The sequence below is a fragment of the Sphingomonas bacterium genome (genome assembly GCF_903644135.1).
Classification (GTDB): Bacteria; Pseudomonadota; Alphaproteobacteria; order Sphingomonadales; family Sphingomonadaceae; genus Sphingomonas.
In genome coordinates, this window is record NZ_CAHJXA010000006.1 from 1 (window position 1) to 25760 (window position 25760).

A 25760-nucleotide genomic window follows, 5' to 3' on the forward strand; every position below is an offset into this window, starting at 1 on the left:
AGGCGGCAGCAGCGCGCGGCCGACGATCGCCGCCGGATCGCTGTCGACGAGGCCCTGGGCGATCGCGAAAGCGAAGACGGCCGAGATCCGCTGGCGCACGCGCCGCGCCGTCTCGTAGCGGCCGCGCTCCTCAACCAGGCGCAGCGCGTTCAAGACCACCGGCGGCGTGATCGCAGCGAGCGGCATGGCGCCGATCGCGGGGAAGACGTCGCGCTCGAGGCTGGCGAGCACGTCGCCGGCGTGCACCTTGGTCCACCGCCGGAGCATGTGCTCGTGCCAGCGCCGGGCGATATCATCGAATCTTCGGACCTCGGTCGATCGAGCTCCGATGATTCGCGGGTCAGCGCCGCGGGCGAGCTGCTCGCGCGCTTCCGTGCACCGGGCCCGGGCGGCGTCGAGCGAGATCTCCGGCCAGGTGCCGAAGGTGAGCAGCTGCTCCTTCCCGGCAACGCGGAACCGCATGCGGAAACTCTTGCGCCCGTTGGGCGCGACATAGAGGTGCAGCCCGGCGGTGTCCGCCAGCTTGTAGGCGGCCGCGCGCGGCCGCGCGGCTTTCACCGCGGCGTTGGTCAGCATATGGTACCTCGATGTCGCAGATCATTTTGGGCGCGAAGGAAGCGTTCCACCCCGCGCTAGCTTGGGCTCCGATTGCGATCGCATCGGTGGTTGGCCTCGGCCAGACGCTTCAATTCTTTTGGCAGCGCCAATTCAATAAGGATCAGAGCGACCGCGCTGACCGTCAACTCGAAGTAGACGTACGGAAGCTGCAGCTCGATTTGCTTGATCGCCGGCTCGAAGTAATAGCCGCCATCCGTGCTGTACTCTCATCAACCGTCGTCGGCTTCCTTGCGGATGCCGACCAGCGAGATAGCCTGTTCAAATCGCTTCTAGCAGGGCAAACGCTCTTCGATGCCGCTCTGGCCGCCCGATTAGAGCAGGCATGGATCACAGATGTCGCTTACACGAACGCTCGGCTCGGGAGGTCTCACATCGCGGGTAGGGCGCCCATCAGTGATGCGGGTGTTGCTGCCAACGACGAGACAGATCGCCTTCGGATCTTGCTGACCGATAGGCTCAGCGATCTAGAGCGAGACATGATCGACGCAGCCCGCGTCGCCAGGGTCGCTGAGATTTAGCGTACGGCCGACCGTGGCGGATATTCCCTCCGCCCTGATGCAACCGGCGCGGCGGTTTCCTGCCGCTTTTCAGCCCTTGGTCGGTGCCCTGTACCCCGCTCGATACCCTCGCAAGCCTAGCCAGCCTACAGGTCGAATTATTGTCAGCGACGCCCGAGATGGTGTGGCGTGTTCAGCACTAACGCGAGAGTAGTGGTAGCTGCGCTACCTACCAAGTCGAGTCCGCCGGGATGAAGCCGTTGAGCCTCATCAACTGCAGCCGATAGGTCGAGCAGCTGTGACGATCCCTCCCAGGTGACCGTTGAGACCGTCGTTCCTTCGGGCGGTCCAACCATCATTGGCCACAACCCGTCAATATAACGGTGCTCAATCGGATGATGAACGTGCACTACGAGCCCATCTAGAAAGAAGCGGGTGATTAGGTGCGAGCCTGACCGATATCCATCGACTTTAATGGATCGCTTCACCTGCATCATAGGTGAATGTATATGATGCATCCCGCGCGTCGAAATCTGGGTCAACGTAACGGGGAAGAAAGCCCAGTTATCGGGCAGTGCTGAGTCTCTCACGCAAGCTCGCAGACGACGGTAATCGGAAGGCCGAAGATTGATACCTTTGAATTCCGTTCTGTTACTTGCTGCCGCCCTCCATAAAAGGCTTAAGAAGAACAGCCGCATCTTGCCGGGTTCGTGGAATATGACCCTGCGCATGCCGTTTGGGCTACCCGGCAAGAAATCGGTATCAGGAGTGCACAAGCTGACCATCGGACCCCAAGCTTGCCAGATCAGCTTTAGCCGACGGAGTTCCTGGATCGCGAATGTGTCGAGATCTCGGAGAATGTCTTCGCCATGCTCAGTGACAAGCCGATCGTCGTACCAGCTGTCGAAACGGCGCGAGGGACGGTTGCCGTGCCCGATCTGTGCAAAAGCTGCCCCACGCTCCATTGGCCGGGTTAGAGCCTTAGGAGTGAGGTGCGACTTAACAAATTGACCGACTTCTCCGGTTAATTTGCAGGTACCAAAAGCCCTATTTTTAAAGCTCGACACATTCAGTCTATGCAGCAGCGTACATCAGTTTGCTAGATACACCGCGGCGGAGGCACCCTCCGCCATGGTCGCTGGCAGTCGCAGATACGCTAGACTCGCGAGCCGGAGAACGGCCCCGATACCCGTTCTCCGGCATCTGGTACCCGCCTCAGCGACGAATGATCAGCTCCGTGACCCGCATCCCACGACCGGCCGCGCCGCTCGACACGGTCCATGTCGTTTCCACCTCCTCGATCGAGAAGGCGGCGAAGGTCTCGCGGACGAACCGGGTGGCGTTGAGCGAGAGCACGAACTGCCCGGCGATACCCGCGAGCTGCTGAGCCAGCTGGACATAGTCGGCGCGGCCAAAGCCGGTTCCGTAGCCCTCCGTCTCGTCATAGGGTGGGTCGAGATAGAACAGCGCCCGCGGTGCGTCATAGCGACGGATCACGTCTTGGTAGGGCAGCTGCTCGATCGTCACCGGCTCCAGCCGGCTGCTGAGCGCCTTGAGCTCGGCGCGAAGCCGACTGAGTTCGATGCGGGAAGACTGATCCTTCCGCACGCCGAAGGTGCGGCCTTCGACACGGCCGCCAAACGCCAGGCGCTGAAGGTAGAGGAAGCGGACCGCTCGATCGATATCGGTCAGCGCGGATGGATCGAGCCGCTTTTGACGGTCGAACTCGTCACGGCTGGCTGGCAGCCAGCGCAATGCATCGACGAACGGCTCGTAGTGCCGGCGCACGATCCTGAACAGGTTGGCGACGTCGCCGGACAGGTCGTTGATGACCTCGACCGGTGCCGGCCGGGGCCGGCGAAGGAAGACGCCGCCCATGCCGACGAACGGCTCGATGTAGGATCGGTGTGGGATGGTATCGATCAGCGCGCATAGGCGCTTCGCCAAATTGCGTTTGCCGCCGAGGTAAGGCGCGACCGGCTTTATGCCCGAATCAGTTGTTCCCATCTTGTTCTTGGTCCAGAAAAGCTCCGCCCGGTGCACGGGTGCGGGGCGTTGCGGCTAGGCCAGCCGCGCGTGACGGGTTCTGTGCCCGCCGGTTTCCCTGTTAGCGCAGGGAACCCCCGCTCGGCCGGATGGCCAGCGGTTGTATCTTGGCCGCGATCGTCGCGGCACGGCGCTCGAGCCTGGTCGGCGAGCAGCGAGGTGGCCGCGCATCGCACGCGCGGCCGTGAAGGGTCAGGACGGGATCGCGGGCGCGCTCGGATAGGCCGAGAGGTCGAGCGGCTTCGGCGCGATCAGGCCCTGCACGACGGCCTCGCCGATCAGGACCGCCGGCGTCCGCTTCATCGAGGCAACCACCTCCTCGACGATCAGCCCGGCGAAGGTCTCGGCATCCTTGGCAACGGCCGAGAAGCTGCCCTTGGCCGCTTCGGCCACGACGATCGGCGCGACGGCGGCAATCGCGTCGGCCCGCTTCTCCGGTCCGCTCTTGCCGGAAGCCTCGGCGGCATCGACGGCCGCCAGAGCCGCAGCGCCGATCGGGTTACCGGTCTGGGCAGCGAGCGTAATTGCGGTGGTGAGGCCCGAACCGGCTGCGCTGGTCAGGCTGTGCCCCTGCGCTTTCAGGGCCGCTATCTTGCTGTCGGTGAGCAGATGCAGATGGAACATGCTGATATCTCCGTGAGACGCACGCCGCCGACCGTCGGCGCGCGCTGGTGGGGTTCCGGTGGTGGTCGGGGAAAGGGGCAGTCAGCCGCCTGGCTGAGGATCTTCGGCCGGCGGACCGTTCGGCCCGACTTGGCCGGCTTTCTCGACGTTCACGCCGGCGGTCCGCTGCGGCATGCGCAGGACGCCGATCAAACCGCCGGTAATGGTGCCGAGGCCGAACGCCTCAAGCCGACCGATCAGGCTGGGCTCGATCGCCGCGGTGACGATCGCGGTGACGAAGACGATGATGAGGGTGGCGAGCGTCGCGAGATACGCGATCAGCTGATAGCGATCGTTCACGCCGCGCGCGCCCACCAGCCGGCAGCGTCGCCGGGCGTGTAATAGGCCGAACGGGCTCGCCAGCCGTTGCGGTATTTCGCGTTGGCCGGCCGCGCTGCGATGATGCGGTCGTAATAGTCGTTCCGCGCCTTCGCATAAGCTCGCGCTGCCGGACCTTCGCCCAGAAGCCCGTACCATCGCGCGGCGGCGGCAGCGCTTGCCGCACCGGCCTGTCCATCGTCTGCAACGCCGACGAGCCGCTGCAGGAGCTTGATGGCGGTGCCTGGGCCAGCGCCCCAGGCCATGTCGAAGACCGACGCGGTCACCCGGTTCCAAGGCAGCAGATCCAGATGGTCGGCTTTGAAGAACAGGGCGAGTGCAATGTCGGCCGCTTCGTCCACGGTCAACGTGTGCATGGTCGCGCGCGTGATGCTGGCTGCCGGCACGCCGCGGTGCAACGCCAGAGCGGCCGCTGTCACACCGTGATTGGAGCCGACCAGGGTGCCGAGACCCTGCTTTCCACCGGTCCAATTACCATTGTCGACGGGGTCGAGCGAGTGGGTGGCGTTCGGGTCGGTCGCGCCGCCGTCTTCCCAGTGTCGAATGAAGTCGAGCGCGAACGGGCGCGGCCCGTCGATCGCCGCAACGGACGTTATCATGGCAATCTCCTTGATGCAGGTTGAAACGCGGGTGGATCGCTCAGCTATTGGCGCTGACGGCGATGAGCATCGTCACTCCCGAGAGACGCCTCGCCACCTTTCCCAGGGCTGCAATGGCGGGGCGTCTTTTAGGTGGGCACCACGACCGCGGCCGTCGTGGCGACCTTCGCGCCGGCCTGCGCGCCCTTTTCCAGGGCAATCTCCTCTTTCTGCCGCGCGCGCATCGCCTCAATATGATGCACGGCCTGGTCGACCTTCTCAGGCGACGTCTTGAGCAGCAGCAGCAGGGCGTCGAGGCACTGGTCCGAGTTGTTCACTCGGTGACGCATGATCGCCAGCTCGGCTTCGTGCCGCGCGCGCTCATTCTCGCGGATCAGCGCGTTGGCTGCTGCATCTGCCTCGAGCTTCGCGACACGCTGCAACAGATCCTCCCGCAGTTTCTCATCAGCCGTGAGGTTGACCTCGCGCATCTTCGGGCGGGTCTTCAGCCAGACGGCGAGCGCGCCGGCCATGCCTGTGCCGAACAGGACGTTGAGCATCGCAATCAGGATGGCGGAGGTCGACCATCCGTGAACGGCGACGGCAACCGGGCTACTCACGTTCGGGCCAGACGTAGCTGGAGAGCACATACGCGTAGAACAGGGCGGCGCCGATGCCGGTCCATCGGGCCACGTCGCCGAAGGTGTCGTTATGGACCAGCGCCTGGACGGAGAAGAGCAGGCGATTGAGGGTCAACAGCCAGGCGGCGAACAGCAGGTCATCCGTTCGTTCAGGCTGCCCGAACAACCGCCGAGCGGCCGGTATCGAAAGCATGCCGGAAACGACCATCCAGATGACCAAGGCCAGCGCGCGCGCGACGACGTCGGTTTCGAAGAACCACAAGACGCCCGCCGCCATAAGCTGAAGCAGGTGAATCAGCATGGCTTGCTCCTTCCGGTTCCAGCCCGGCTCATGTGGCCAGGAACTCGACCAGGCCGCAGTTGGAAAGGTTCACGGTGGCCGTGACGTTGGCGTAGTCCTCGCCGCCCATTGCGTTCGGCTTCCGGAAGATGATCCCGCCATGGTATCGGACCCCGCCGGACAGGCCGCCTGCCCCCGACGCGATCGTGACGACGCCGGCGGTGCCCTGCGGGCCTCCCCCGACCTGGGCAGTAGCCGTACCCACACCGCCCGTGTTCCAGCCCACCGCGATCGTGCTGTAATGCGGCCCCGGACGCGGCTGCGCGGTCTGCCAGTAGGCGACGGTCTCGAACAGGTGCGCGACGCCGTGCGTGCTCGGCACCAGGTCGGTGAAGTTGCGGTACTCCTGCGCCGCCATGGTCCAGCCGAACGGGGTGCCGCCGATCGGCGTGAAGTCGCGGCCGCCGGCGAGAAGATAGGCCGGGACGATCCAGGCGCAGATGAAAATCCCGGTCGCGTCATTGAACGGGCCGATCTTTGTCGCCCCAGCCGGCCCCGCCATGTCAATGTCGCCGGTATAGTAGACGACGATCGTGTTGCCGCCCCCGGCCGGCGCGGCCAGCGAGATCGACGGCGCGGTGTTGGCGTCACCGGCCGCCCCTGCCTCCTGCACCAGCCCGAGCTGGGTCGTGTCGGTGCTGGTCGCCGCCACCTCGTTGCTGTTCGCGCTGTCGCCAGCGGAGTTGATCGCCTGGGCATAGACGTAGGGAGTGGTGATGTCGGTAGCGATTGCTGCGGGCAGTGCGACGTTCGCCGCCTTGCGGGTGCCGGTGGTGCCACCTTGGGCACCGATGTAGATGTCATAGCCGGTGATCGCCGCACCATTGTCGCAGGGCGGCTTGCCCTTCAGCGTGACGCTCGCCACGCCGCTGTTGAAGGTCGCTGCGATCCTGGGCGCATCGGGCTTGTTGGCCGCCGGGCTGTTGCGGAACGTGTAGGTGTCGAACGTGCGCGCCGGGATGGTGACCGAGGTGCCGACCCCGCCGCCGAGGACATCGCGCAGGTAGACGAGCTTAGGGCTGGTCGAGCCGTTCCAGACGAACACCACCAGCGTGCCGTCCGGGTTCTTCCAAGCTACGGTCTCAATGTCGCTGCCGGTCGACGCGTACTCGGTCGACGCTGCAAAGGTGGTGCTGTCGATCCGGAGTGCGCCGCGCTTCAGCGTCCGGCCGTAATGCGCCATCACGTAATAGTCGATGCTGCGGGTCACCGCGCCAGACCCCGCGACGACGATCATGGACGGCACGTCGGATGCGATCCCCGGCTGTCCGGCCGGATCGAGGAAGGCATTCCACACCAGCACCCCGGCCGCGCCGCTTCTGAACGACGGGGTGACGATCCCGGACAGGAAGTTGGACGCATCAAGCGGAGCATCGTCGGTGTACGACGATATCTCGCTCATGATCCACGGCAGCCCTGCGCCTCCGCCGAGGTGGTTGGGAAAGTTGTAGAGGCTCTCGTTGTAGCCGTGAACCGTCGACCCGGCGGCATAGGCAGCCGCAGTGTCGTCGGCGAACACCGCCGAGACGTAGGCGGTGCTGACGCTGTCGTCACCGGCGAGCAGTTGCGTCTCGACCGTTGGGCTGGTCGCCGCCGCAATCGCCGCGCCGGTGATCCCGAACAGCGCGACATACCCGGGCACGGTGTATTCGCAGGCTGGGAATGGGTTGCTGACGTCGTTGCCCAAGCCCGCGCGACCAGGCTCATTTTGTAGGCAGATATAATCGAGTGCCGCGCCGTTCGTCTTGAACGCCTGAAGCGCCTTGACGATGTAGTTGGTGGCATAGGCGGTGAGGTTAACCGTTGCCTCGTTCATCGTGCCCGTCGTCAGCGTTGCGCCAGGCGACTTGTACTGGACAGGCGGCGTCCAGAACGACCCGATGAACTCGACGGTGGGCTTGATTGAGCGGACTAGCTGAAGGATCGGGATCACGTAAATCAGGGCAGGCGAGAAATCGAAGCCCGAGCCGTCAGTGCTGCCGCTGTCGTCGTAGGTGTGGAAGTTGCCCGTACCGGCGCGCACTGCGATCGCGTCGACGCAGAAGTCGCTGGGGCCGACGCAAACTCGCGCGAGGCTGCCGCCGTTGGTGACCAGCCACTCGGTCAGGATCGACGTGCGCTGCGCGAGCGTCATCTGGGTCATCAGCTCGTAGCAAGCCGACTCGGTCAGCGCCGCGCCGACGCCGAGGAACGCTTGGTAGGTCGTGCCGGCGTCGATATCGACGATGCGATCGGCGGCGGGATTTGCTCGGTAGATCATGCCGGCCGGCGTGACGCTCGCCAGGCGCTGGCTTAGGTTGCCGGCCGTACGCAGGCCCGTGATGGCGATGCGGCCGGGGTCGGGGATCGTCACGCCGCCGCCGGTTCCCGTCGCAAGGTCTGCCGTAAACCGCTTCAGCGTCCGCAAACCAGTGCCGGCATCCGTCACGATGCCGAGCAGCTGCGTATCAGCAGCGTTGATCTCCGCAGGCAGGGCTTCTGCGAGCGCCAACGCGCCGGCCGAGGTCATGCCCGAGCCGCCGAACTCATTCCAGCGATCGAGCTGAGCGTTGAAACGCGCCACCAGCTCGGCAAAGCTGGCCTGGTCGACGGGCGCGAGCATCAGGACTTGACCTCGAACACGACATTGCTCTCGGCGGGCAGCGGGGTGACCACGGGCCGTCCGTCCGGATCCAGCTCGGCCGGGCTCGCGACCTCGCCGGCCTCAAGGTTCGCGGCCAACACCAGAGCGCTGCTGGTCTCCAGCCACTTGCGCGGCAGAGCTCCGGGCTGGCCAATCGCGATAATCATACGAACCTCACCACCATCGACACGTCGGCATTGTCGATGTGCACGGAGTTGTCGGCCCCCAGGCACTCGATCGAGATCACGTTCGGCTGGTCGCCGGGCAGGCTGACGCCCGAGCGCAGGATCGTGGGGATCTCGGTATAGGCGGCCGGATTGGTGCGCTGGATCGACTTCAAGACGCTGCCGTTGAGCAGCAGCCGGATGCCCCAGCCCTTCAGGCCTGACGCGTAACCCTGATCGGCCTGCCCGATGATATCGCACTGCGCCGCGAAGCCGGCGGGCAGCGTGATCGAGCTGGCTTGCTGCCAGCCGCCGTTGCCATATAGCGTGCTTGCCGAGATCGTTCGGGCCGAGGTGCTGACCGCGCCGATCTGGATGTGCTCGGTCGTGATCGTGCCGGCGGCGAGTGTGTCGACGACGATCGACTTGAGCCGCCAGGCTCCGTTCTCGTAGGTCAGAGCATTGATCGGGTTCGCGCCGCTGTCGTCGACGAACAGAAACTTGCTGGCGACGAAACTGAGCTGGTTGGTCGGACCAGTCCCACCGGCGATCGCCTCCCACCCGACGATATGCCCGTCGCCGTTGACGGTAAAGACAGCCTTGGCTGAGCCGTCACCGCCGACCTGCTGCAGGAATGCGATGTAGGCCGAGTGGCCGCCCACCGTGCTGCCGAGCGCCTGGACATAGACCCTAACCGGCGTTCCATCCGCCATAAGGATGATCTGGTCGGTCTCGGCCCGGTAGTTTGCTCCTCGCAGCGTTTCCGACCCGAGCGCGTCGATGGCAGTGGCGAGGTTCTCGACGACGGTGCGCGCGTTCTCGCCCGTGAACGCCTGATAAGCAGCCGGCAGGGCGGTTGCGGTAACATCGGCGCCATCTTCAGGGCGGGGATGATCGACCGGGTCGTCATCGCGCGTTCGGCTCCACGCTGCATCCACGCCGGGGTTGAGCAGCCCCGATCTGTTCACCGTAGCAAGCGCCGGCGTCGGCGGCGGGCTGGTCGTCTGGCCGAGCGCGAACGCATGCTTGGCCGTGGTTTCGGTCCGCGCGGTAAAAGTCACCGCGCCGCTCGCCGGGTCGAGATTGCGCTTGCGCAGCACGACCAGCTGGCTGTCCATCGCCACGACCGACGACGAGACGGTCACCGCGTCGCCTGGCTTGTAGCCGATCCAGCGCACTTTGCAGGGCAGCACGATCCCGTCGACCTCGCGCGCGTTGCAGATCGCGTAGGTTGCGAGCGTCGCCACCTGGTCGGCGCTCTGCACCAGCTCCCAGGTCATCGCCTTGGTGCGCGGCCGGCCATCGGCGGTGACATAATCGGCGATCGTCACCTTCGTCGCCGGCACCAACTGCCAATCGTTGTCCGGCGAGCGGAAGGTGGGCAAAACGCCGTTGATCCGGTCCTTCATGCGGGTGCTGTTCGGCGCGGTGCACTTGCCGATCAGGTCATCGGTGGTGATGGTATCGAGGCTGACCTTCGGGGCGTCGACCAGGAAGTGCAGCATCCCGCCGACCCGGATCGGCTCGCCGGAGCCGGCCGCGCAGATCTTCTTCAGGACGTCGTACTTGGGATCGGTCGAGTAGACGACGCCGCCGACCTTCCAGCCGTTGGCATCGGCGACGTTCGCCGCCTGGACGGCGCTGTCGACGTTGATCGCCGCCAGCGCCATGCCGATGCCCATGACCTTCTTGCCGTTGGCGAAGATCCCGCGCGCCCACTTCAGGCCGAGGAGGAAGGGGTTCTCAGTGTAGGACCAGGTCGCAGGATCGTCCGCCCGCTGAAGTCCGGCCCCACCCGGGTAGGTGTCATCACGCCGGGGATCCCAGGCGAGCGCCCCCTTGATGATGTCGCGCTTCTGCGGAACGGTACCGCTCGGATAGACCTTGCCCTGCGGATCGAACCGCAGCGTCCACGAGAACGCGGCCATGCCCGATAGCTTGGACGCCGGCGTCCAGCCCGGAGGGTACGGCAGATCGTCGATGGCTTTCAGCGCGCCGGGTTCAGGCGAAAGCCCGAGCTGGCTGCGGTGCCACATCCAGTTCGCGTAGGAGCCGCCCGCCGTCGCGTTCGGCGACGAGAAGTCGATCGTCACATTGTCGATCTGGGTCGACTCAACGGCGTAGCAGCGATCGGCCGACCAGACGCCGTAGAAGGTCTGGAAGTCGTTGGCGGTCGTCCCGACAGCATCGAAAGTTATATCGTGGACGGCACAACCGGCGGTACGCGTGCGGCCGAGCACCCAGGGCAGACCTTGGTCGAGCGAGGCGGTAAACTGCGATTGGTTGCCGCTGATCGTGGTCGAGGGAAGCGTCTGCTTGGTGAGCGCGGCTACCGCCAAATTGGCGGCGATGCCAACGCCGGCTGCAATCAGGCTGGCAGTGGCTGCGGACACCCCGAGCGCGCCGGCGAGCAGGCTTGTCCCGCCGCTCGGGATCGCTGCGGCAATCGCCACCACCACGCCGACGATTTTCGCCGCCGTTGCGAGGATCTTTGACATAGAGGCTTACCTCGGATCGACGCGCCAGGCGGCGACATATTCGAGTGGCTGCACGACGACGGCACCATCCGCGTCGGGATGCCAGCCCAGGACACGCCCATTACCCAGGGCGACGGCCAGCGCGCCGGGGTCTTCTCCCGGCAGCTCGACAATGTCGCCGACGAGCGCTGCCGCCGGCGCGATCCGGGGAAAGCTCATCAGGTCGACGGCTTCGCTCAGCGTGTCCACGCCGACCCGCTTCATCGCCCGTCTTGCCCCAAGCGCCGAGCTATATGCGCCGGCCTTGGCGAGCGGCGGCGTGTAGCCCATCCGGCGCAGATGCTCGGCGACCATGCGCACGCAATGCTGCTTCGCCTTCCAGTCGAATGGGCGGCCCTTCCAGTCGTCGAGCAGCTGCTGCGTGGCCGCGACGCGGCGGTCGAGCGGAGACGGTTCTGCGGCGACCATCAATAGTTCACGAAGCGGTCATCGGCACCGGTGCTGCCGCTGGTGACGACCGTGCCGGTTACTCGCGGCGTTGCCATGCCCCAGTATCGGGGCTCGGTCAGGCCGGTCACGTTCGCGCAGCCGGCCTCGCCCGGCCAGATGCTCTGGTGGAAGGCGTCGGTAAGCCGCGCGCCCTCGTCGTCTTCCAGCAGCAGATCGAACGCTGAGACGCACTCGATCTCGACCTCGCGCGAGCCGGCGTCGGGCATCAGGGTGGCAACATCCCATTGAAAATAGCCGAGCAGCTCGGGATCGGGGATCAGCAGCATGGTCGCAGGATCGAGCGCGGCCAGCCAGACAAACACCTCCGCGCCCTGGTTGAGCGGGTTGCAGACCGCTGCGGCCGCGGCGTCGGTCGGCGGGAGCATGGTGAAGGTGAACGGCGGAGCCTCATCATCGTCGCCGTCCTCGATCGCGTCGATCGATGCCAGCGCGCCGAAACTGTCGTCGGTGTCGCGGAAGACCTTCGCTCCCCACGCAATCGCGCCGATGCCGAACATCAACCGCATCGGCCCGCCCGGCAGGTTGGCCTCGATCAGCAGGGTGACGACAATGCGGTCCGCGCGCAGCGCGGCGTCGACGGCGGGGGTGAGCGAGCTCACCGAACCTCCTCCACGCTGAACTGCAGGCCGTCGGCGAGCGCCCGCTTCAGGGTGACACCCTTCTCGGCCCCGGTAAGCTTGCCCTCGATCATCGGCTCGGCGAGATTGACGAAGCTGCCGTCCGCCGGCGCGGCGCGGATCGCCGGCTCGATCGGGATGATCACCCTGCCGTCGGCACCGACGGTCACATCGGCGCTGGCTATGTGGAGGTAGCCGCGGCCGTGCGCGTCGTAGATGTTGAGGGCACGGCCTTCGGCGATGAACAGCCCGGGCTGAGCACCGCGGACCGCCAGGGTATAGCCGCCCTGCCCCGCGCTATCGACGACAGGTGCCCCGACGTTGCCGGTCACGATCTCGGGCTGCGGATAGTCGACGCGCACGATCTGCCGCTGGCCCTGCAGGAGGCGGGACACCCATATCCTGGCGAGGCCGGAGAGCGGGATGCGCGGCGTCGTGAAGTCGACGGCGAGATGGGTCGCGCCCGGTCGCTCCAGCCGCTGCGACAGGCCGCCGGCAAACGGCGTCTGCCAGGAGCCACCATCGACCGGGCGCGGCACGCCGGCGCTGACGCCAGGCTTGCTCGGCAGAACGACGACGCTCATCGGCCGGGGATCCGGTACCGGGCGCTCTTCGCCGCCTTCGTTTGCGCGAGCTGTGCGCCGCCGGCGGCACCGCGGGTCGCGGCACTATCGTCCATGCTCTGGATCTGGCCCCAGAACTCGGGCGTCAGCAGATTGCCCTCAATGTAGTAGTGGTTGTGCGTGTCGCCGCCGCCACCGTCGCCCGCAAGCATCCGCCGAGTGGCGGGGGCCGACGTGACCTTGCTGCCGGTCGGCAGGGTGACCAGCTCTGGCCCGTTCTCCGCCAGCCAGGTCTGCCCTCCGCTGAAGTATTCGGTGCCGGACGCGTTGCGCGCCGCGCTGCCGAAGGCCGAGAGCGGATCGACGTGGCCGACGATATCGCCGGGATCGGTGATACCGGTGACGCCGCTCGTATCGATGTTGCCGAACAAGCTTGCGCTCTTGCCGAGCAGGCTTCCGAGCACCCCGCCCAGCGTCGGGTTCTTCTCACCCAGCAGCAGGTTCTTCAGCGGGTTCAGCGCGGCGAGCTTGATAAACTCCTGTTCGATATCGCCCAGCAGGCGCTTGATGCCGCTGCCGTCCGGGTTGGTCAGGTCTTCCAGGAACTGGTCGCCAGCCGACCGGATTTCCGACCAGGTGCCCTGCAGCAGCCGAAGCTTCTCCTGCGACTTCACCTCGGCGTCCGCGCCGGCAAGGATGGCCGGCGCATACTTCGCATAATCGTCGCCCAGCGTCCGCGCGAGCTGCTGCTGCAGCTGCAGGTGCGACGTCGCCTGCTCCTGCGCGTCGGCCGACTTGCCGAGCAGGCCGATCTGGGTCTGGATGAGGGCGTTCTGGTCGGACTGGTCGCGCAGGGCACTGGCGCTCGCCGTGGCATGGTCCGCATCGAGCTTCGCCTGCTCGCTGCCCACCTGCGCCTGGACGAAACCCGTCCTGATTGGGTCGCTGGCGTCGAGGTGCGAGTATTGCGTCGCGGCCTGTCGCTCGGCGGTGCGGCGCGCGAGCGCAAGCTTGGCACCATCGCTGAAGTCGCCGGCGATCGCCGCCTGGTCACGGCTGCCGGCGGCATTGTCGTTGGCCGCTTGCGTTGCCGAGGCGGCGGCGAGCTGCTCCTGCTCGATCCGCTGCTGCTTCAGCGCGGCCGTTTGCCGCTCGATGACCTTGGTAAGCTCCTTCTTCGCATCGCCTTCGGCGATCGCGGCCAGAGTCAGCAAGGGTCGCAGCGTCGCCTCGTCGGCCAGCACGTCGTTGGCCTGGCTCGCCGACAGCTTGCCGGAGGCGATCTTGGCGATCACCGCGGCACGGGCGGCGTTCTCGGCATCGAGCGAGCTGACCGACTTGGCACCGGTCGCGATGCCCTCGGCCACCGTCAGGGCGAGCTGACGACGGGTTTGCGCCTCGACGTCGATGCCCTTCTTGGTCGCGTCGGTCGCCGCCTTCCTTCGCGCTTCGGCGACGAGGCCCTGCGATGAGCCGTCCAGATACGCATCGGCAAGCGTCAGCGACGCCTTCGCCGCCACCTCCATGCTTTCGGCTTCGCGGGCAAGCGTCTGAGCGTGCTTGTCGCCCGTCTTCGTCGCCCGGCCAGCGGCTGCATCGGCGCGCGCGTGAGCCTGTGCCTCAATGTCGGCCGACGTCGCTACGGTGCCTTGAGCTTGCGCCAGTACCAGCGCCCGCTCGGCAGCGGCCTTTGCGCTTTTACCACGCGCGTTCGCCAATCTGTCCTGCGCTTCAGCGACGTCGTTCGCCTTCTGCTGAGCGGGTACCCAGGTGTCGAGGGCGTGCTGGTTCGCCGCCAGAGCAGTCGTCCACTGCTGCATCTGCTCGGCGTTACCGCCAGCCTTTATGCCCGCCTGCAGCGTGCCGATCGTGCGTTGGAAGGTGTCGGTGTTATCGCCCCGATAGCTGTCGGAGATGGCAGAGGCGCGCGCACGCGCCTGGTTAGCGGCGGCGGCGCTGGCCGCGGCTGAGTTGGCCGGATCGGGGGCAAATGGAATGAACTGCGGCGAACCCGAGAAGAGATGCACCGCGGCATCGCCATAGGTGTTGAAGAAGCGGCCGGCAGATGTCCAGGCACGATCAATGCTGTTCTTGATGTGATCCCACGACGCTGCCAACCCTTCGGCCTTGTCGGATGCACCCCCAATTGCCTGTATGAGCAGGCCGAGCTGCAGCTTCTGGGCTTCCTCCTGACGACCTTCCTCCACCAGCTTGTCGATCCGCTCGGCCTGAGCCTGGGTGAGCAGGCCATATTTCTGGGCGAGGTCATCGGCGCCGTGGATCGGATCAGCGAACGCAGCAGCGAGCTCCTGCTGGGCTCCCTTGGCATCCTGACCGGTGGCGGCAGCGAAATCCTTGGTGATCGCCGTCAGGCCAACGAGGACGTCGCCCGACTTGGCGACGGACAGGTAACCGGCCTCGATGTCGCGAGCGGCGCTCACGGTGGTGTTGCCCGCTGCCGCTGCCGCTTCGGCGTTGGCTTCGAGCTGCGCACCGCTCTGTCCCAGTGCGCGACCGGACCCTTCGGCCAGCGCGTTCAGTTTGCCGATGGCATCGCCGTATGAGATCGCGGCAACAGCTGCAGCGGTCATCACGATCGCGCCGGCGGTGATCGCCAACGCCGTCGGGTTCAGGATCGCTCGCACCTTGGCGAGGCCGCCGGCGACGCCACCGTCATCGACCGACAGCACCTCGCCCAGCTTGTGCGCCTCTAGCGCCGCCGCCTTGATCGGCGATGCGCCGGCCATGACGCTGTCGCTGAACCGCATCGCCGCCGACTGGCCGATGATGAACTGCTGCCGGTTGAAGCTCAGGGCAGAGCTATGGTCGCCCAGCTCCTTCTTCGCGGCGTTGAGCGCCTTCGCGCTGTTCGACACGGCCTTCTCGTGCTCGGCCTCGCCGATCAGATTGGCAGCGAGCAGCTCGGCTGCATTCTTGATCTCGGCATCGTATTTGGCTTGGGCATCGTGCAGCGGGTCGAGCTTGGCCTTCAGCGAGGTCGCGCGAGCTTCGAGGTCTTCCTGCGCCGCCAGCAGCTCGCGGAAGTCGGCAGCGGCATCGCGCGCGCTCTGGCCGCCATAGTTGGTCGACGCCCCCGCCTGGTAGATCTGCTGGGTCTGCGTGTTCGGCGCGATCGCCGCGAGCTTCTCGGTTGCTTGGGCGCGCCGGCGATCGGCTGCGATCAGGTCATCGGTCGCCTGGTCATAGGACCGAACAAGACGCTTTGCCTGCGCGTCGCCAGTGTCCGACAGGTCGACGAGCGCCTTCTTGCCGTCGCCATTGTCGACCGCGAGGCGGATGCCGACCGAATTACCCATTCTCCGCCTCCTCTTCGCTCAGGTCGTCATCGCCGCCGGTCAGGATCGCCGCCTCGACCCCGGGCAGCACGCGGGCGAGCAGCGCCATGTCGGCTTCCATCGCCTCGCCCATCGCGAGAACGGTCCCGAACTTCAGCGCCACCGGCCGCATGATCGAGCCACCCATCGGCAGGGCGAACTGTGCATATTGCAACTGCGACCCGCAGCCGGCGATCACGTCCCAGACGCCTAGGCCTTCTTCGGTTTGCGGCTCGTTCGTGCGGTAGGGGCAGCCGGTGCTGTCTTCGCCGGGTCGGCACCGTCCGTGCTCTCCTGCTCCGCAGCTGAGCTGGCAGTACCGGCCGCCCGCGTCTCCGCCTCCCCAGTGCCACTCGGCGAGGCGGACCAGGCGTTTCCCTCCGTGTCGCGCTTCAGCCACGGAATGACATAGACGCGATCGGCCGCCTCGAACGTGCGGTGGTCACCGACGAACGCCGCGACGTGCTCGGGCGTGACATCCCACGGCTGGCCGTCCAGCCCGCCGACGCCGCGCCATTCGAGCAGGCCGCGCCGGATCAGCTCGCGGCTGAGCTCGTCGCCGGCGTTCTCCATGTCCTCGGCGTCGAGATCGAGCGCGACCCGCACCGCGCGGCGCGCAGCGCGCACGGCGGGGACGGTGATCGGCGCGAACCGCACCTCGACGGCCGGCTCCTCGCCGACCGCCGGGAACAGCTCCAGCCACTCGGGCTCGGTGGATGCGATCCGCAGCATCAGTAGCCCGCCACGTCGTTGGTCAGCGTCGCGATGACGCTGTTGCTGCCGGCACCGCTCGCCTGCCAATTGTAGGTGGCCTGGATGCCGTTCGGGCCCGAGACCGGTCGCTTCACCGCCGGCAGGAACACGCGCGGGACCTTGAACAGCAACCCGTGCGGCCCGGTAACCCAGCCGAAGTCGAGCTCGCACGGCGTGCTGGTCGAGGCGGCATTGTAGAGCGTCAGGTCCTTGTAGCGAACGACCACCGAGCCGGTCATGCTGACCATGCCCGGATCGCTGTCCTCGATCCGGCCGTCGGCCTTGATCGTCTCCACCTTCTCCAACGCGTTGCTGTAGGTGAAGTCAGCCGACACGACGCTGCCGAGGGCGGCACCATCCTTGCTGACGCTGCCGGTCGCCTGCGGGAAGCGGGCGACCGCGAGCGATGGCGTCGCCCCGCCCGCCGCGCTGACGCCGGCGATCGGTGTCTCGCCGATGCCAACCAGGCTGCAGGTTGCGTTGAGCAGGCCGGTACGGGCCATGCCGATCTTCAGCTGGTTGCCGCGCAGGCCGTAATGCTGGCTGTAGGCCGGCACCTCGGGCGCACCGACCTCGATCGACATGCTGGGCAGCGTCTGCGCCCCCGACGTGAAGGTGTGGACCTCCTCGCCACCCGCCCCGGGCGTGCTCACCGGCGCACCGAAATACAGCTTCAGCCAGTGGCCGAAGTTGCGCACGTCGACCGGCACGACCATGTCGCCGTCGTTGGTGGCGACGTCGGGGGTTGGGTCCTGCATCTCGCGGCCCTGCCCGAGCAGGTCGGACATGATCAGTGGCCGTTCTTCGCCCAGGGTGTGAGAGACGAACGGGCACCCGAACCAGGCGGGCCCGGCGGCCGGTACCGTCCCGGGCGTGGCTTCAAAGACGCCGAACGCCTTGGCGTTCGCACCGCGTGCTCTGGACATGCTGTTCTCCATGAAAAAGGCGGCTTGCGCCGCCTGGTTGTTCGTCAGCTTGAAGGGACTGCCGAGAAAAGCAGGCAGCGCTCGACGTTGTGCTTTATAGTTGACAAGCCGCCGGTGGTAGTCTACTTCAGTTTACATGCAGGTGACGGAAACCCTCGTGTTCGCAGACTGGCTGGCCGGCCTGCGTGACGTGGTCGCCCGTCGAGCGATCCTGAAGCGCTTGGTCCGTCTCGCGGCCACCGGCAGTTTCGGCGACTGGGCTGCCGTCGGCGACGGGGTGGCCGAGATGCGCTTCCACATCGGGCCCGGTTACCGGGTCTATTTCACGTTGCACGACGGAGCCGTGATCCTGTGCGGAGGGGATAAGGGCTCGCAAGGCCGCGACATCGCCAAGGCCAAGGAACTGGCGGCCGGCCTAGCCTAGAGGATCAAGGTCATGACTATCGTAACCCGCGCATTCGATGCGGCTCGCTATCTCGACGGTCCGGAAGACGAGGCCGACCTGTTGAGCGATGCGCTGGCCGATGGCGATCACCGGTACATCGCCGCCGCACTGGGCACCGTCGCGCGCGCGCATGGTGGCATCGCTCAGCTGTCGACCGCTACCGGGCTGACCCGTGCGGCCTTGCACAAAGCGCTGAGCGAGAAGGGCAACCCGACGCTGGAAACCGTGCTCAAGGTGCTGGAGGCGCTCGGCCTGCGCATGCACATCGAGCGGCGGGAACTGGCCGACGTCGAGTAAGGTGTCTGGTCCTCTCCTCAGGTGAACGGATGTGGGGTCGTGTACGAGGCCGTCACGATGACGTTGGCCCCCCGCGGCGGCGCACCGCCGGCGACGTAGATCTCTTCGGTTTCCGGGGCGGTGGCGTCGACCCAGGTGCAGAGGCCGCCGAGCGTGCGGTCCGCCTCGATCACCGCGCCGATCGCGCCGAGCATGTCGTCCAGAGCGCTCTCGGTCAGTGCCGCCAGCTCGACCGAGATCCGCTGGTCGTAGTTATAGGCGAGCGGGCTGAGGTCGACCTCCGGTTCGCCGGGATCGCCGCTGCGCACCACGACGCGGCCGCCAGCATCGATGCGCGCCGGCGTATCCTCGTCGCCGGACATGCCGACGACCGTTGCCAGAGGCAGCGCCGCGGCGATCGCGTCCTTTAGCGCGGTCGGCACGGCTAGCCGCTTGCTCATGAGCTGCCGAGCCGCCGCTGGAGCGCGGTGCCGAATGCAGACGCCCAGCGCTGGCCTGGCCCGTCCAGATCTAGCAGCCTTGGCATGCGCACCGACTTCACCAGCGTGAACATGAGCACCAGCTTGCCTTTCTGGCCCTTCGGCCGCCGCAGCCGCCGCCCGCGCGACTGATCCGGATCAACGAACGCGAGCAGATGGCCGTTGCGGCCCGGCTTGATGATCAAGTCCTGGCCGAATACCGCCTCGACCTCGACCGGCGACATACGGCTGCCGGCCCCGCGCGCCTTGCGACCGGCACCGATCGCCGAGCCGCGCCGCGACAGCGGCACGGAAGCGGTCGGGATGGCGAGGTACTTGCCGCCGGCGATCGGCACGATCTGCGCACCGCGCAGGAAGCTATCGATGATCAGCGGCGCGTTCGAATGGATGTAACCGGCCGGGTGCATGCTCTTAGCCGACTTGGGATAGACGTCACCGCGCCATGTGTTCGCGAGGCGCCCACCCAGCCCCGCGCCGACGACCTGGTCGCGCAGCTCCTGCTTGGCATCGGGCATAGTGTCGCGCATCGCACCGGACGAGGCGGCAGCGATCTGCCCTTCGACCTCGTGCATGACGCCCGCGAACGACGGGACGCTGATCTCGAGCCTCACGCCGGGTCGGTCGTACAATTCCAGGAGACGCGTTCATCGTCGAGCATTGGCTCGCCGGTGATCGTGAGGACCTCCTGCCCGATCACGATCTGGTCGCCGGCCTGTGGTGCGGGTACGTCGCCGCGCAGCAGCTGCAGGCCGTTGGTCGCCTGTACGATGCTGGCACCGCCGAACCGGGACACCGCGTCCGGCTGGCCGCGAATGGCCCTGGTCGAAATCGTATCGCCATTCTTCGTCGTGTAGATGGCCGCAACCGAGCCAGGAGCCCGGAACAACGCCGCCGCGGCCGCCGCGAACGGATCGGATGCTGCCGGCGAGGGTGGCCTGACAGTGATGCCAAACCCGAGGCTGGCGACATAGGCGTCAACGACGGCCGCGTCGCTGACGTCGCTGCCCAGGCCGAGCGCCGTCCGCATCTCGGCGACCGAAGGCGCGCTCACAGGCTGTGCACCCGCCCGGCATAGAACGGGCCTTTGCCCTCGATCGCGATCACCAGCCGGACAGGCTCGTCGTCGATGATCCCCGCCACGGCCTGTTCAGGCGGCTTGCCGCTCTTGTTAGGAACGAACGCCACCTTGCCGCGGGAAAGCCCTGCCAGGCCATCGAACACGCCGTCGATGACAAGGCGGACCTGCCGGCCGTTGTCGATGATCACAGCCGCCTCACAGTCAGCACCAGGGTCCGCTCATATTCCTGGAACGGCGTGTCGGTGGTGCGGATCAGCGCCGAGACGGCGACCTGGATACCGGCAGCGGTGAACACGTCGGCCGTCTGGCTGGCGGGATCGATCAGGAACCACACCTGGACGTGCGTGCCGTCCGCGGCGATCACCGGCAGGCGCGGCGCTTGCTGGTCGATCTGCACGCCGGCCGCCGCGCCCGCGGCCGAGATGGTGATCCGCTCGATCGCGGCGATGAGGCTGCCGGCGGCAAGCACCGGCGAGAAGTCCCAGGCATAGGGCGAACGATCGGCCGGATCGAAAGGGCGGCCCCACACCGGCGCGCCCACCGGGATGGCGTTGCCGGCGGCCGCGACGACCGGCACCTTCTGCACCGCCGTGACCTGGTCGCTGGCGGCGAGGAGCGGCCCGGTGACGTTGCCGGCCGGCGGGTTCAGCAGGCCGAGCGCGAGGAGGATAGCAATCATCGGCCGGCCCTCACGAAGGATAGCTAAGCGGGATGGAGAGGTCACCGTCCACATAGTCCGACCCGCCCTGCGGCGGGGATCGGGTAGCCAGGAGCGTAAGAGCGCCAGCGAGGTCGTTCGTCCCGTAGATCGTCCCGGTGTCGAAGCTGTATCCTGCCGCTTCCGAGCACTCGTGAAGGACGAGGCGATCAGGCCGGTGGGTCGCGCCCATGTCGATGGCGAAAAAGCCACCGCCGGTGCCGCTCTCCGTGATGTAGCTTGACGCTATCGACCCATCGATCAGCCGCGAAACCGGGTTGCCGGCCTGCGAACCGTCGATGATCGAAGCAGCCATGACGCTCTTGTCGAGAGCGGTCGCCCCTTCGTACAGCGTGGCTTCGGCGCAGCCGAACCGCCAATATGGGAAAGTGCTCGCGCTGTAGCCGCTACGCGTGAGATCCGGGTGGACGACAATGTACCTGAACCCGGTCGACGCGGTAGCGGGCGGCGGGGCGACTGCAGTGCTCGTCGAGAGAGGAAGCGCCAGGAAGTCCTTCACGCCATCGAAGGCAGGATGCCCGGTGATGCCCCAGATGCCGTTGCCGCTGTCGGTCAGCGTTTCTCCCGAGCCGATGTCGTAATACATGACCTCATCGAAGCCGGCCTGCTGAAGCGAAAGCAGGCTTGCCTCGGCCGCGCCACGCGCGAGCGGGCTATAAGCCAGCGTCACCGCGAACGGATCGTATCCCGGGTAGTTCGCCGGATCGTAGGTGCCGCTGCTGATGATGCTGACGCCATTGACCTCATAGCCGACGAGCTTGAGCACGCGCTGGTCGGCGTTCGCCTTGGCGTCGTGCCAGTAGCCAATCGATGCCGATGCAGCGCTCAGCGAGTGCGGCCCAACATAATTGATGATGTTGTCCATCGCCGCGTCGACGTCGCCGGCCTGCACCATCGCGGTCTGCTGCTGGAACGCGGTCTCGTCCAGACCCTGCCCGCCGTTGAGCGAGGCACGCGGCACGGCGAAGTTGCCGCCGATATAGCCAGAGCAGGTCCAGCCGTAGAAGTCCGACCAGGAGCCGCCGGCATAAGCCAAGCCCTGGTCGACATAGGTGGCGAAGTTCTGCGAGACGGGCTGGCACCCGATCACCCACTTGTAGCCCCTGCCACGACAGAGCTTGGCGAGCTGCGCCGACCGATAGCCGTTGTACCAGGTCTGCTTGAGGTTGGTGTTGTCGATGTAGCCGGGTGCTGGCGGCGATGCCGTCCCGTTGCGCGAGTCATACACGCCCAGGCCCATGGCGTCGTACTGCTGGGTGGCGTAGCCCTGCGTCGGAAACTTCCCGTTCCAGACCTCGTTCGCCCACTCGTTGAAGACGTCGTGGCCGGCTGCACGGAGCCGGTCGAACTGCCCCCACATCGCCTGGTACTGCGCGTCGGTGGTCGTCTTGGGCAGGCAGGCCCACAGGTCGATGCCGGCCGCGATGCACATCTCGACCTTTACGGCCAACGGCACGTAGTTCTGATCGCCCGCGATGTTGCGGTAGCTGATGTTGTCTGGCGGCAGGATCGCGTAGGTCGCGTTGTTGACAGCCGACCAGTCGAGATCGCGGAACCGGGAAAACCGGCTCATCGTGGCGATCCAGCTGTCCTTGAACCGGTGCGCGCGGGTGCCGGCCTTCCACGCCCGCCACGCCGCCGCCTCGTCCTCCCGCACAAGCGCGATGAAGGTGGGTGGCGTGCGGATCGCGGTGACCGCCAGCACATTGACGTTGCCGTTGCCGCCCGGCTTGCTCACCCATGTGGTCGTGAAGCCATCGCTGGTCCGGGTCAGTGGCGGCCGGCCGTAGAACGTCCCGGGCTCGTTCGACCCGGTCAGAACGATATCGATGTCGCCGTCGGTGATGACCCGCAGTCCGAACGGCGTGACGCTGCCGTCGTCCATCGGAAACTGGAAGCTGTAGGTGATGTTGGCGGTCGACTGCGGGACGCCGTTGGCATCGTAGGTGCCGCCGTTGTCGCGCGGCGTGCCGTCGTCGTTGTAGCGGCCGCCGCTGCTGACGTCCTCGGCCCCCTTCATATAGTCGAGGAAGACGAGGTTCTTGGTGTAGTAGGTGAATACCGCACTGTTGATGCCGCACTTCATGGTGCGGCTGCCGGCCTCGGGCAGGAACAGCATGCTGTTGCGGCTGGTGCCGTTCGGCAGGTGCTCGGTGATCAGGCCGGATCGGGCGGTCGGGGTGCCGGTGACCGCCGCGCTCGCGTTGTTGATCGCGATACCTGGGATCGTTGTCGTGAACGTCGAGCCCGGCGCGCGGCCGAGCAGCGTCACGCCGGCAGGAACTGCGACATTCAGGCTGACCGGAGCCGACCAGGCCAGCCGCGCGCCGGGGATCGTACCGGTCAGCGCCGGCAGAACTGCCAGCACTGCGGCAACCGAGCCGATCCGGAACCCGAGCCCAATCATCAGACGAGCGCCACCACCGTCGCCGTCGTGCCAGCTGCCAGGACGTAAACAGGCTGGACCGGCAGCAGCTGCCCGGCAGTCACCGGGATGGTGATCGCCACGCCGCTCGCGCCCTTTAGCGCCAGGTTGCCGGCGACCGTCACGAGCAGGGCCTTGGGCGCGACGGCGAGCGGCACGGTGTCGCTGGGCACTACTGCGAGGACGTCGGTTGCGCTGGTGGTGCGCGAGAAGACGTCCAGGAGCGCTTTGAGGCGGCCGAGCAGCGTTCGGGGTGCCGGTGCGTCCGCGACCAGGCCCATCGCGTCGGTGCCCGTCGTGTCGAACAGCTGGTCACGGCCGTGAAGCTTGCCGCCGATCAGGTCGCCAATCGGCGTATTCGCCGGAACCGGAGTGGTTGCGTCGGTCATCAGCTACCTCGCTGGGAAAGGGGATCGGCGACGGTCGCCAAGGGGGGAAGCGCCGCCGCCGAAGGGGTCAGGCCGCGGCTGGCGCGGCGTAGACGTCGATCATCTTGACGTGACCGGCTGCGAGCAACGCATCGATATCGTCGTCGGTGAGGTCGGCGAGTGCGATCAGCTCCTCGGTCAGCACCGCGCCCGGCGGGATCATGTCTTCGGGAGAGACGTGGATCTCGGACACCGCCTGCGGCACCTTGACGGTCTTCGGGGCGTCGGGGCCGACGCCCAGGATGTTTTTCGTGATCGAGGCGGCGGTGCTGGCGAGGCTGGTCTTCGTCTTCGCCGCGGTCGTCTTGCTGTCGTTGTCGGCCATGAGTGGCGCTCCTGCAGAGTTCGCCCGGCTCAGCCGGGCTCAGATTGTGGTGGAGGCGAGCGACCGATCAGCCGACCGTGACGCACATGGTGGCGTTGGCGCGCTTGGGGATCGGCAGTGGTGCCGACTGGGTCATCACCCACTCCGCCGCCGGGTTCTGATCGATCCAGTTCTTCGGGAACCAGGGCGTCGCGATGTACCCGGCTTCCGGATCGAGGATCGCGCCATAGGTCGGCGTGCCTTCGAACGCGCCGGGCGCACCGATAATGACGGTGTAGTCGGGCAGCAGCTGCTTTATCGTGCCGTCGACGTCCTCGTATGTGTCGTTGTAGACGTACAGCTCCACCGTGCCGATCCGGCCCTTGTAGACCGGCGAGCCGGGCACGCCCGGCTGGAAGCCGAGGTTCACGGCGCTGGTCGACTGACCGGTGGTAAGGTCGATCCGGGTCTTGAAGGCGGGATCGGCGACGAACGGTGCCCATGCCTTCTTGTCGAAGACGACGTGGCTCGGTGCCGCGCCGACCAGCGTCGCCACATCATCAAGCCAGCCCTCGAGCATTGCCACTTGGCCGCCCGCCATCTGCGTCCAGCGTGCCGGTCCGAGCAGGACCTTGGTCATGGCCGGATCGCGGGCGAAGTCGACGATCGCCAGCGGGTAATCCTCGCCGACAATGGTAACGCGCCCGGTGCGCAGGATCTCGGCCGCCATCACCTCGTCGCGGCGCTCGAGCTTCTTCTTCTGGCCGGCCATATAGTCGAGCATCATCAGGTCGCGACGATCGGCGAGCGAAAGGCTGCCGCCGATCGCCTCGCCCGGCCGGCGCTTCGAGAACTTGGTCGGGTCGACGCGGTCCAGCGGCTTCAGATAACCGGGAGTGAAGCTCTCGGTCTGGAAGCCCTTGTCCTGGCTCGGCTTGCCGGGCGCATAAGGGCTGACGAAGGGCGCGATGCGCAGATCGTCGAACACCCGGTCCCATTTGACGTCGGGCGTGTCGAACAGGATCGGCGTAGCGGAAAAGAACAACGCCCGGAGGAACTGGCCGGGAACGCGGATCGGCTCGATGACCGCGAGCAGCTCCGTCGTGTCGTAGAGGGTGAATGCCATCAAAGGTCTCCTGGAAACGAAAGGGGCGGCTCAGCCGAAGCCAAGCCGCCCGGAACGGGAGCGGATCGCGGGATTGCCGCTGATCAGCCCATCGTGATGTTGAGGCGGCGCAGCTGCTCGCGGGTGCTGTCGGCGGTCAGCCCGGCACCGAAGATCAGCTGCTCCTTGACGAAGTCGCCGCTCTCATAGGCGATCGCTTCGACGTCGCCGGCGGTGGCGTCGGCATCATAGGCCAGCACCAGGCTGGGGCTCTGGCTGCCGTCGGTCGCCGCCGCGGTCGCCAACATCGCCTTGCTGGTGCCAGCTGCGACGGTGATGATGAAGGCGTCCCCGGCGACGAACGCGTTGGCCCCCGGCGTAATCGTGAACCCGACCGGCCCTGCATAGGCCGCGCCTGTCGCGGCGGCGGCCTCGATCACCACGCCTTCGGGGTCGATGACCTCGAACGTGTTGGCCGAGGTCAGCCGCGCGGTGTAGGCACCGGTTTTGACGCGCTGGCCAACGGTGGGCGCGGAGATCGTGCCGTTGCCGGTGTTGCCCGCCGGCTTGGCCGCGGCGCTGGCGGTGCCGGCGGTGGCGATGCCGAGCACCGAAGCGGCGAGATAGATGGCTCCAGCCAGCAGCGTCACCTTGCGGGTGCGCAGCAGGGCCTGGCCACGAATGAAGGTCTTGGGCGCATTGAGCGCCTCGACCGTGCGCGATGCACGCTCGTACATGGGCAATCCTTTCGAGAAGCGCTGCGGTCAGGCGGCGCGAGGGTCAGCAGGAAG

31 protein-coding genes are annotated in these 25760 nt (G+C 66.7%); 3 read left to right on the forward strand and 28 right to left on the reverse strand.

The features are described from left to right. A partial coding sequence (locus tag HUU96_RS00920) for a tyrosine-type recombinase/integrase (protein ID WP_174290988.1) occupies positions 1–576 on the reverse strand: 576 nt, incomplete at its 3' end. Positions 577–587: 11 nt separating this feature from the next. Between HUU96_RS00920 and HUU96_RS00925 the strand changes: the two genes are divergently transcribed. Continuing rightward, positions 588–1136 (forward strand): hypothetical protein, encoded by a 549-nt coding sequence (locus tag HUU96_RS00925; RefSeq protein ID WP_174290989.1) that lies wholly within the window; start codon positions 588–590, stop codon positions 1134–1136. A gap of 143 nt (positions 1137–1279) precedes the next feature. On the opposite strand, the gene HUU96_RS00930 is transcribed toward HUU96_RS00925, so the two are convergent. The 17 genes from HUU96_RS00930 to HUU96_RS01010 form a co-directional block, all read right to left on the reverse strand. Further along, on the reverse strand, positions 1280–2182 hold the full coding sequence (locus HUU96_RS00930; RefSeq protein WP_174290990.1) for a hypothetical protein: 903 nt from the start codon (positions 2180–2182) through the stop codon (positions 1280–1282). 148 nt (positions 2183–2330) lie between these two features. After that, the gene (locus HUU96_RS00935) at positions 2331–3122 is read right to left on the reverse strand and encodes a DNA adenine methylase (RefSeq protein ID WP_174290991.1); all 792 of its coding nucleotides are present in this window, start codon (positions 3120–3122) and stop codon (positions 2331–2333) included. A gap of 231 nt (positions 3123–3353) precedes the next feature. Then, positions 3354–3785, reverse strand: coding sequence for a hypothetical protein (locus HUU96_RS00940; RefSeq protein WP_174290992.1), 432 nt, complete (start codon positions 3783–3785; stop codon positions 3354–3356). An 81-nt stretch (positions 3786–3866) separates the two neighbouring features. Beyond that, a complete protein-coding gene (locus tag HUU96_RS00945; RefSeq protein WP_174290993.1) occupies positions 3867–4139 on the reverse strand; it encodes a hypothetical protein in 273 nt (90 codons plus the stop codon). Beyond that, positions 4121–4762, reverse strand: a complete 642-nt coding sequence (locus HUU96_RS00950) for a glycosyl hydrolase 108 family protein (RefSeq protein WP_174290994.1) — start codon at positions 4760–4762, stop codon at positions 4121–4123. Before HUU96_RS00950 ends, HUU96_RS00945 begins: the two co-directional genes overlap by 19 nt. A gap of 128 nt (positions 4763–4890) precedes the next feature. Next, entirely contained in the window at positions 4891–5301 is a 411-nt protein-coding gene (locus tag HUU96_RS00955; protein WP_174290995.1) for a hypothetical protein, read from the reverse strand. Positions 5302–5353: 52 nt separating this feature from the next. Further along, positions 5354–5683, reverse strand: a complete 330-nt coding sequence (locus HUU96_RS00960; RefSeq protein WP_174290996.1) for a hypothetical protein — start codon at positions 5681–5683, stop codon at positions 5354–5356. Between the two features lie 28 nt (positions 5684–5711). After that, a complete protein-coding gene (locus HUU96_RS00965) occupies positions 5712–8324 on the reverse strand; it encodes a glycoside hydrolase family 30 beta sandwich domain-containing protein (RefSeq protein ID WP_174290997.1) in 2613 nt (870 codons plus the stop codon). Further along, the gene (locus HUU96_RS00970; RefSeq protein WP_174290998.1) at positions 8324–8512 is read right to left on the reverse strand and encodes a hypothetical protein; all 189 of its coding nucleotides are present in this window, start codon (positions 8510–8512) and stop codon (positions 8324–8326) included. Before HUU96_RS00970 ends, HUU96_RS00965 begins: the two co-directional genes overlap by 1 nt. Next, positions 8509–11007, reverse strand: a complete 2499-nt coding sequence (locus HUU96_RS00975) for a hypothetical protein (RefSeq protein ID WP_174290999.1) — start codon at positions 11005–11007, stop codon at positions 8509–8511. Before HUU96_RS00975 ends, HUU96_RS00970 begins: the two co-directional genes overlap by 4 nt. A 6-nt stretch (positions 11008–11013) precedes the next feature. Beyond that, entirely contained in the window at positions 11014–11454 is a 441-nt protein-coding gene (locus HUU96_RS00980) for a DUF6950 family protein (RefSeq protein ID WP_174291000.1), read from the reverse strand. After that, entirely contained in the window at positions 11454–12095 is a 642-nt protein-coding gene (locus HUU96_RS00985) for a hypothetical protein (RefSeq protein WP_174291001.1), read from the reverse strand. The genes HUU96_RS00980 and HUU96_RS00985 overlap by 1 nt, the downstream gene beginning before the upstream one ends. Then, on the reverse strand, positions 12092–12697 hold the full coding sequence (locus tag HUU96_RS00990; RefSeq protein WP_174291002.1) for a hypothetical protein: 606 nt from the start codon (positions 12695–12697) through the stop codon (positions 12092–12094). The genes HUU96_RS00985 and HUU96_RS00990 overlap by 4 nt, the downstream gene beginning before the upstream one ends. After that, the gene (locus HUU96_RS00995; RefSeq protein WP_174291003.1) at positions 12694–15993 is read right to left on the reverse strand and encodes a phage tail length tape measure family protein; all 3300 of its coding nucleotides are present in this window, start codon (positions 15991–15993) and stop codon (positions 12694–12696) included. Before HUU96_RS00995 ends, HUU96_RS00990 begins: the two co-directional genes overlap by 4 nt. Next, entirely contained in the window at positions 15986–16210 is a 225-nt protein-coding gene (locus HUU96_RS01000; protein ID WP_174291004.1) for a DUF7697 family protein, read from the reverse strand. The genes HUU96_RS00995 and HUU96_RS01000 overlap by 8 nt, the downstream gene beginning before the upstream one ends. An 11-nt stretch (positions 16211–16221) precedes the next feature. Then, positions 16222–16743, reverse strand: coding sequence for a hypothetical protein (locus HUU96_RS01005; RefSeq protein ID WP_174291005.1), 522 nt, complete (start codon positions 16741–16743; stop codon positions 16222–16224). Continuing rightward, positions 16743–17690: a phage tail tube protein gene (locus tag HUU96_RS01010; RefSeq protein WP_174291006.1), complete on the reverse strand. Its 948-nt coding sequence runs from the start codon at positions 17688–17690 to the stop codon at positions 16743–16745. The genes HUU96_RS01005 and HUU96_RS01010 overlap by 1 nt, the downstream gene beginning before the upstream one ends. Before the next feature lie 136 nt (positions 17691–17826). Here HUU96_RS01010 and HUU96_RS01015 point away from each other — a divergent pair, with 136 nt between their 5' ends. After that, positions 17827–18114 carry a type II toxin-antitoxin system RelE/ParE family toxin gene (locus HUU96_RS01015; protein ID WP_174291007.1) on the forward strand — a complete coding sequence of 96 codons (288 nt, stop codon included), beginning with the start codon at positions 17827–17829 and terminating at the stop codon, positions 18112–18114. Positions 18115–18126: 12 nt separating this feature from the next. Further along, the gene (locus HUU96_RS01020) at positions 18127–18432 is read left to right on the forward strand and encodes an addiction module antidote protein (protein ID WP_174291008.1); all 306 of its coding nucleotides are present in this window, start codon (positions 18127–18129) and stop codon (positions 18430–18432) included. Positions 18433–18449: 17 nt separating this feature from the next. Here the strand turns inward: HUU96_RS01020 and HUU96_RS01025 are convergent, their stop codons facing one another. The 10 genes from HUU96_RS01025 to HUU96_RS01070 form a co-directional block, all read right to left on the reverse strand. After that, positions 18450–18854, reverse strand: coding sequence for a hypothetical protein (locus tag HUU96_RS01025; protein ID WP_217430233.1), 405 nt, complete (start codon positions 18852–18854; stop codon positions 18450–18452). A gap of 14 nt (positions 18855–18868) precedes the next feature. Then, positions 18869–19483, reverse strand: coding sequence for a DUF6441 family protein (locus tag HUU96_RS01030; protein WP_302480208.1), 615 nt, complete (start codon positions 19481–19483; stop codon positions 18869–18871). Positions 19484–19518: 35 nt separating this feature from the next. Continuing rightward, entirely contained in the window at positions 19519–19938 is a 420-nt protein-coding gene (locus tag HUU96_RS01035; RefSeq protein WP_174291011.1) for a head-tail joining protein, read from the reverse strand. A 20-nt stretch (positions 19939–19958) separates the two neighbouring features. Next, complete coding sequence (locus HUU96_RS01040; protein ID WP_174291012.1) at positions 19959–20177, reverse strand: hypothetical protein; 219 nt, start codon at positions 20175–20177, stop codon at positions 19959–19961. Further along, complete coding sequence (locus tag HUU96_RS01045) at positions 20174–20668, reverse strand: hypothetical protein (RefSeq protein WP_174291013.1); 495 nt, start codon at positions 20666–20668, stop codon at positions 20174–20176. The genes HUU96_RS01040 and HUU96_RS01045 overlap by 4 nt, the downstream gene beginning before the upstream one ends. Positions 20669–20678: 10 nt before the next feature. Then, positions 20679–23114, reverse strand: coding sequence for a hypothetical protein (locus tag HUU96_RS01050; RefSeq protein WP_174291014.1), 2436 nt, complete (start codon positions 23112–23114; stop codon positions 20679–20681). Then, positions 23114–23521 (reverse strand): spike base protein, RCAP_Rcc01079 family, encoded by a 408-nt coding sequence (locus tag HUU96_RS14915; protein ID WP_217430234.1) that lies wholly within the window; start codon positions 23519–23521, stop codon positions 23114–23116. The genes HUU96_RS01050 and HUU96_RS14915 overlap by 1 nt, the downstream gene beginning before the upstream one ends. Positions 23522–23588: 67 nt before the next feature. Further along, entirely contained in the window at positions 23589–23885 is a 297-nt protein-coding gene (locus HUU96_RS01060) for a hypothetical protein (RefSeq protein WP_174291015.1), read from the reverse strand. 67 nt (positions 23886–23952) lie between these two features. Next, positions 23953–24990 (reverse strand): major capsid protein, encoded by a 1038-nt coding sequence (locus HUU96_RS01065; RefSeq protein ID WP_174291016.1) that lies wholly within the window; start codon positions 24988–24990, stop codon positions 23953–23955. Between the two features lie 83 nt (positions 24991–25073). Next, complete coding sequence (locus HUU96_RS01070) at positions 25074–25706, reverse strand: head decoration protein (protein WP_174291017.1); 633 nt, start codon at positions 25704–25706, stop codon at positions 25074–25076. Between the last annotated feature and the right edge of the window lie 54 nt (positions 25707–25760).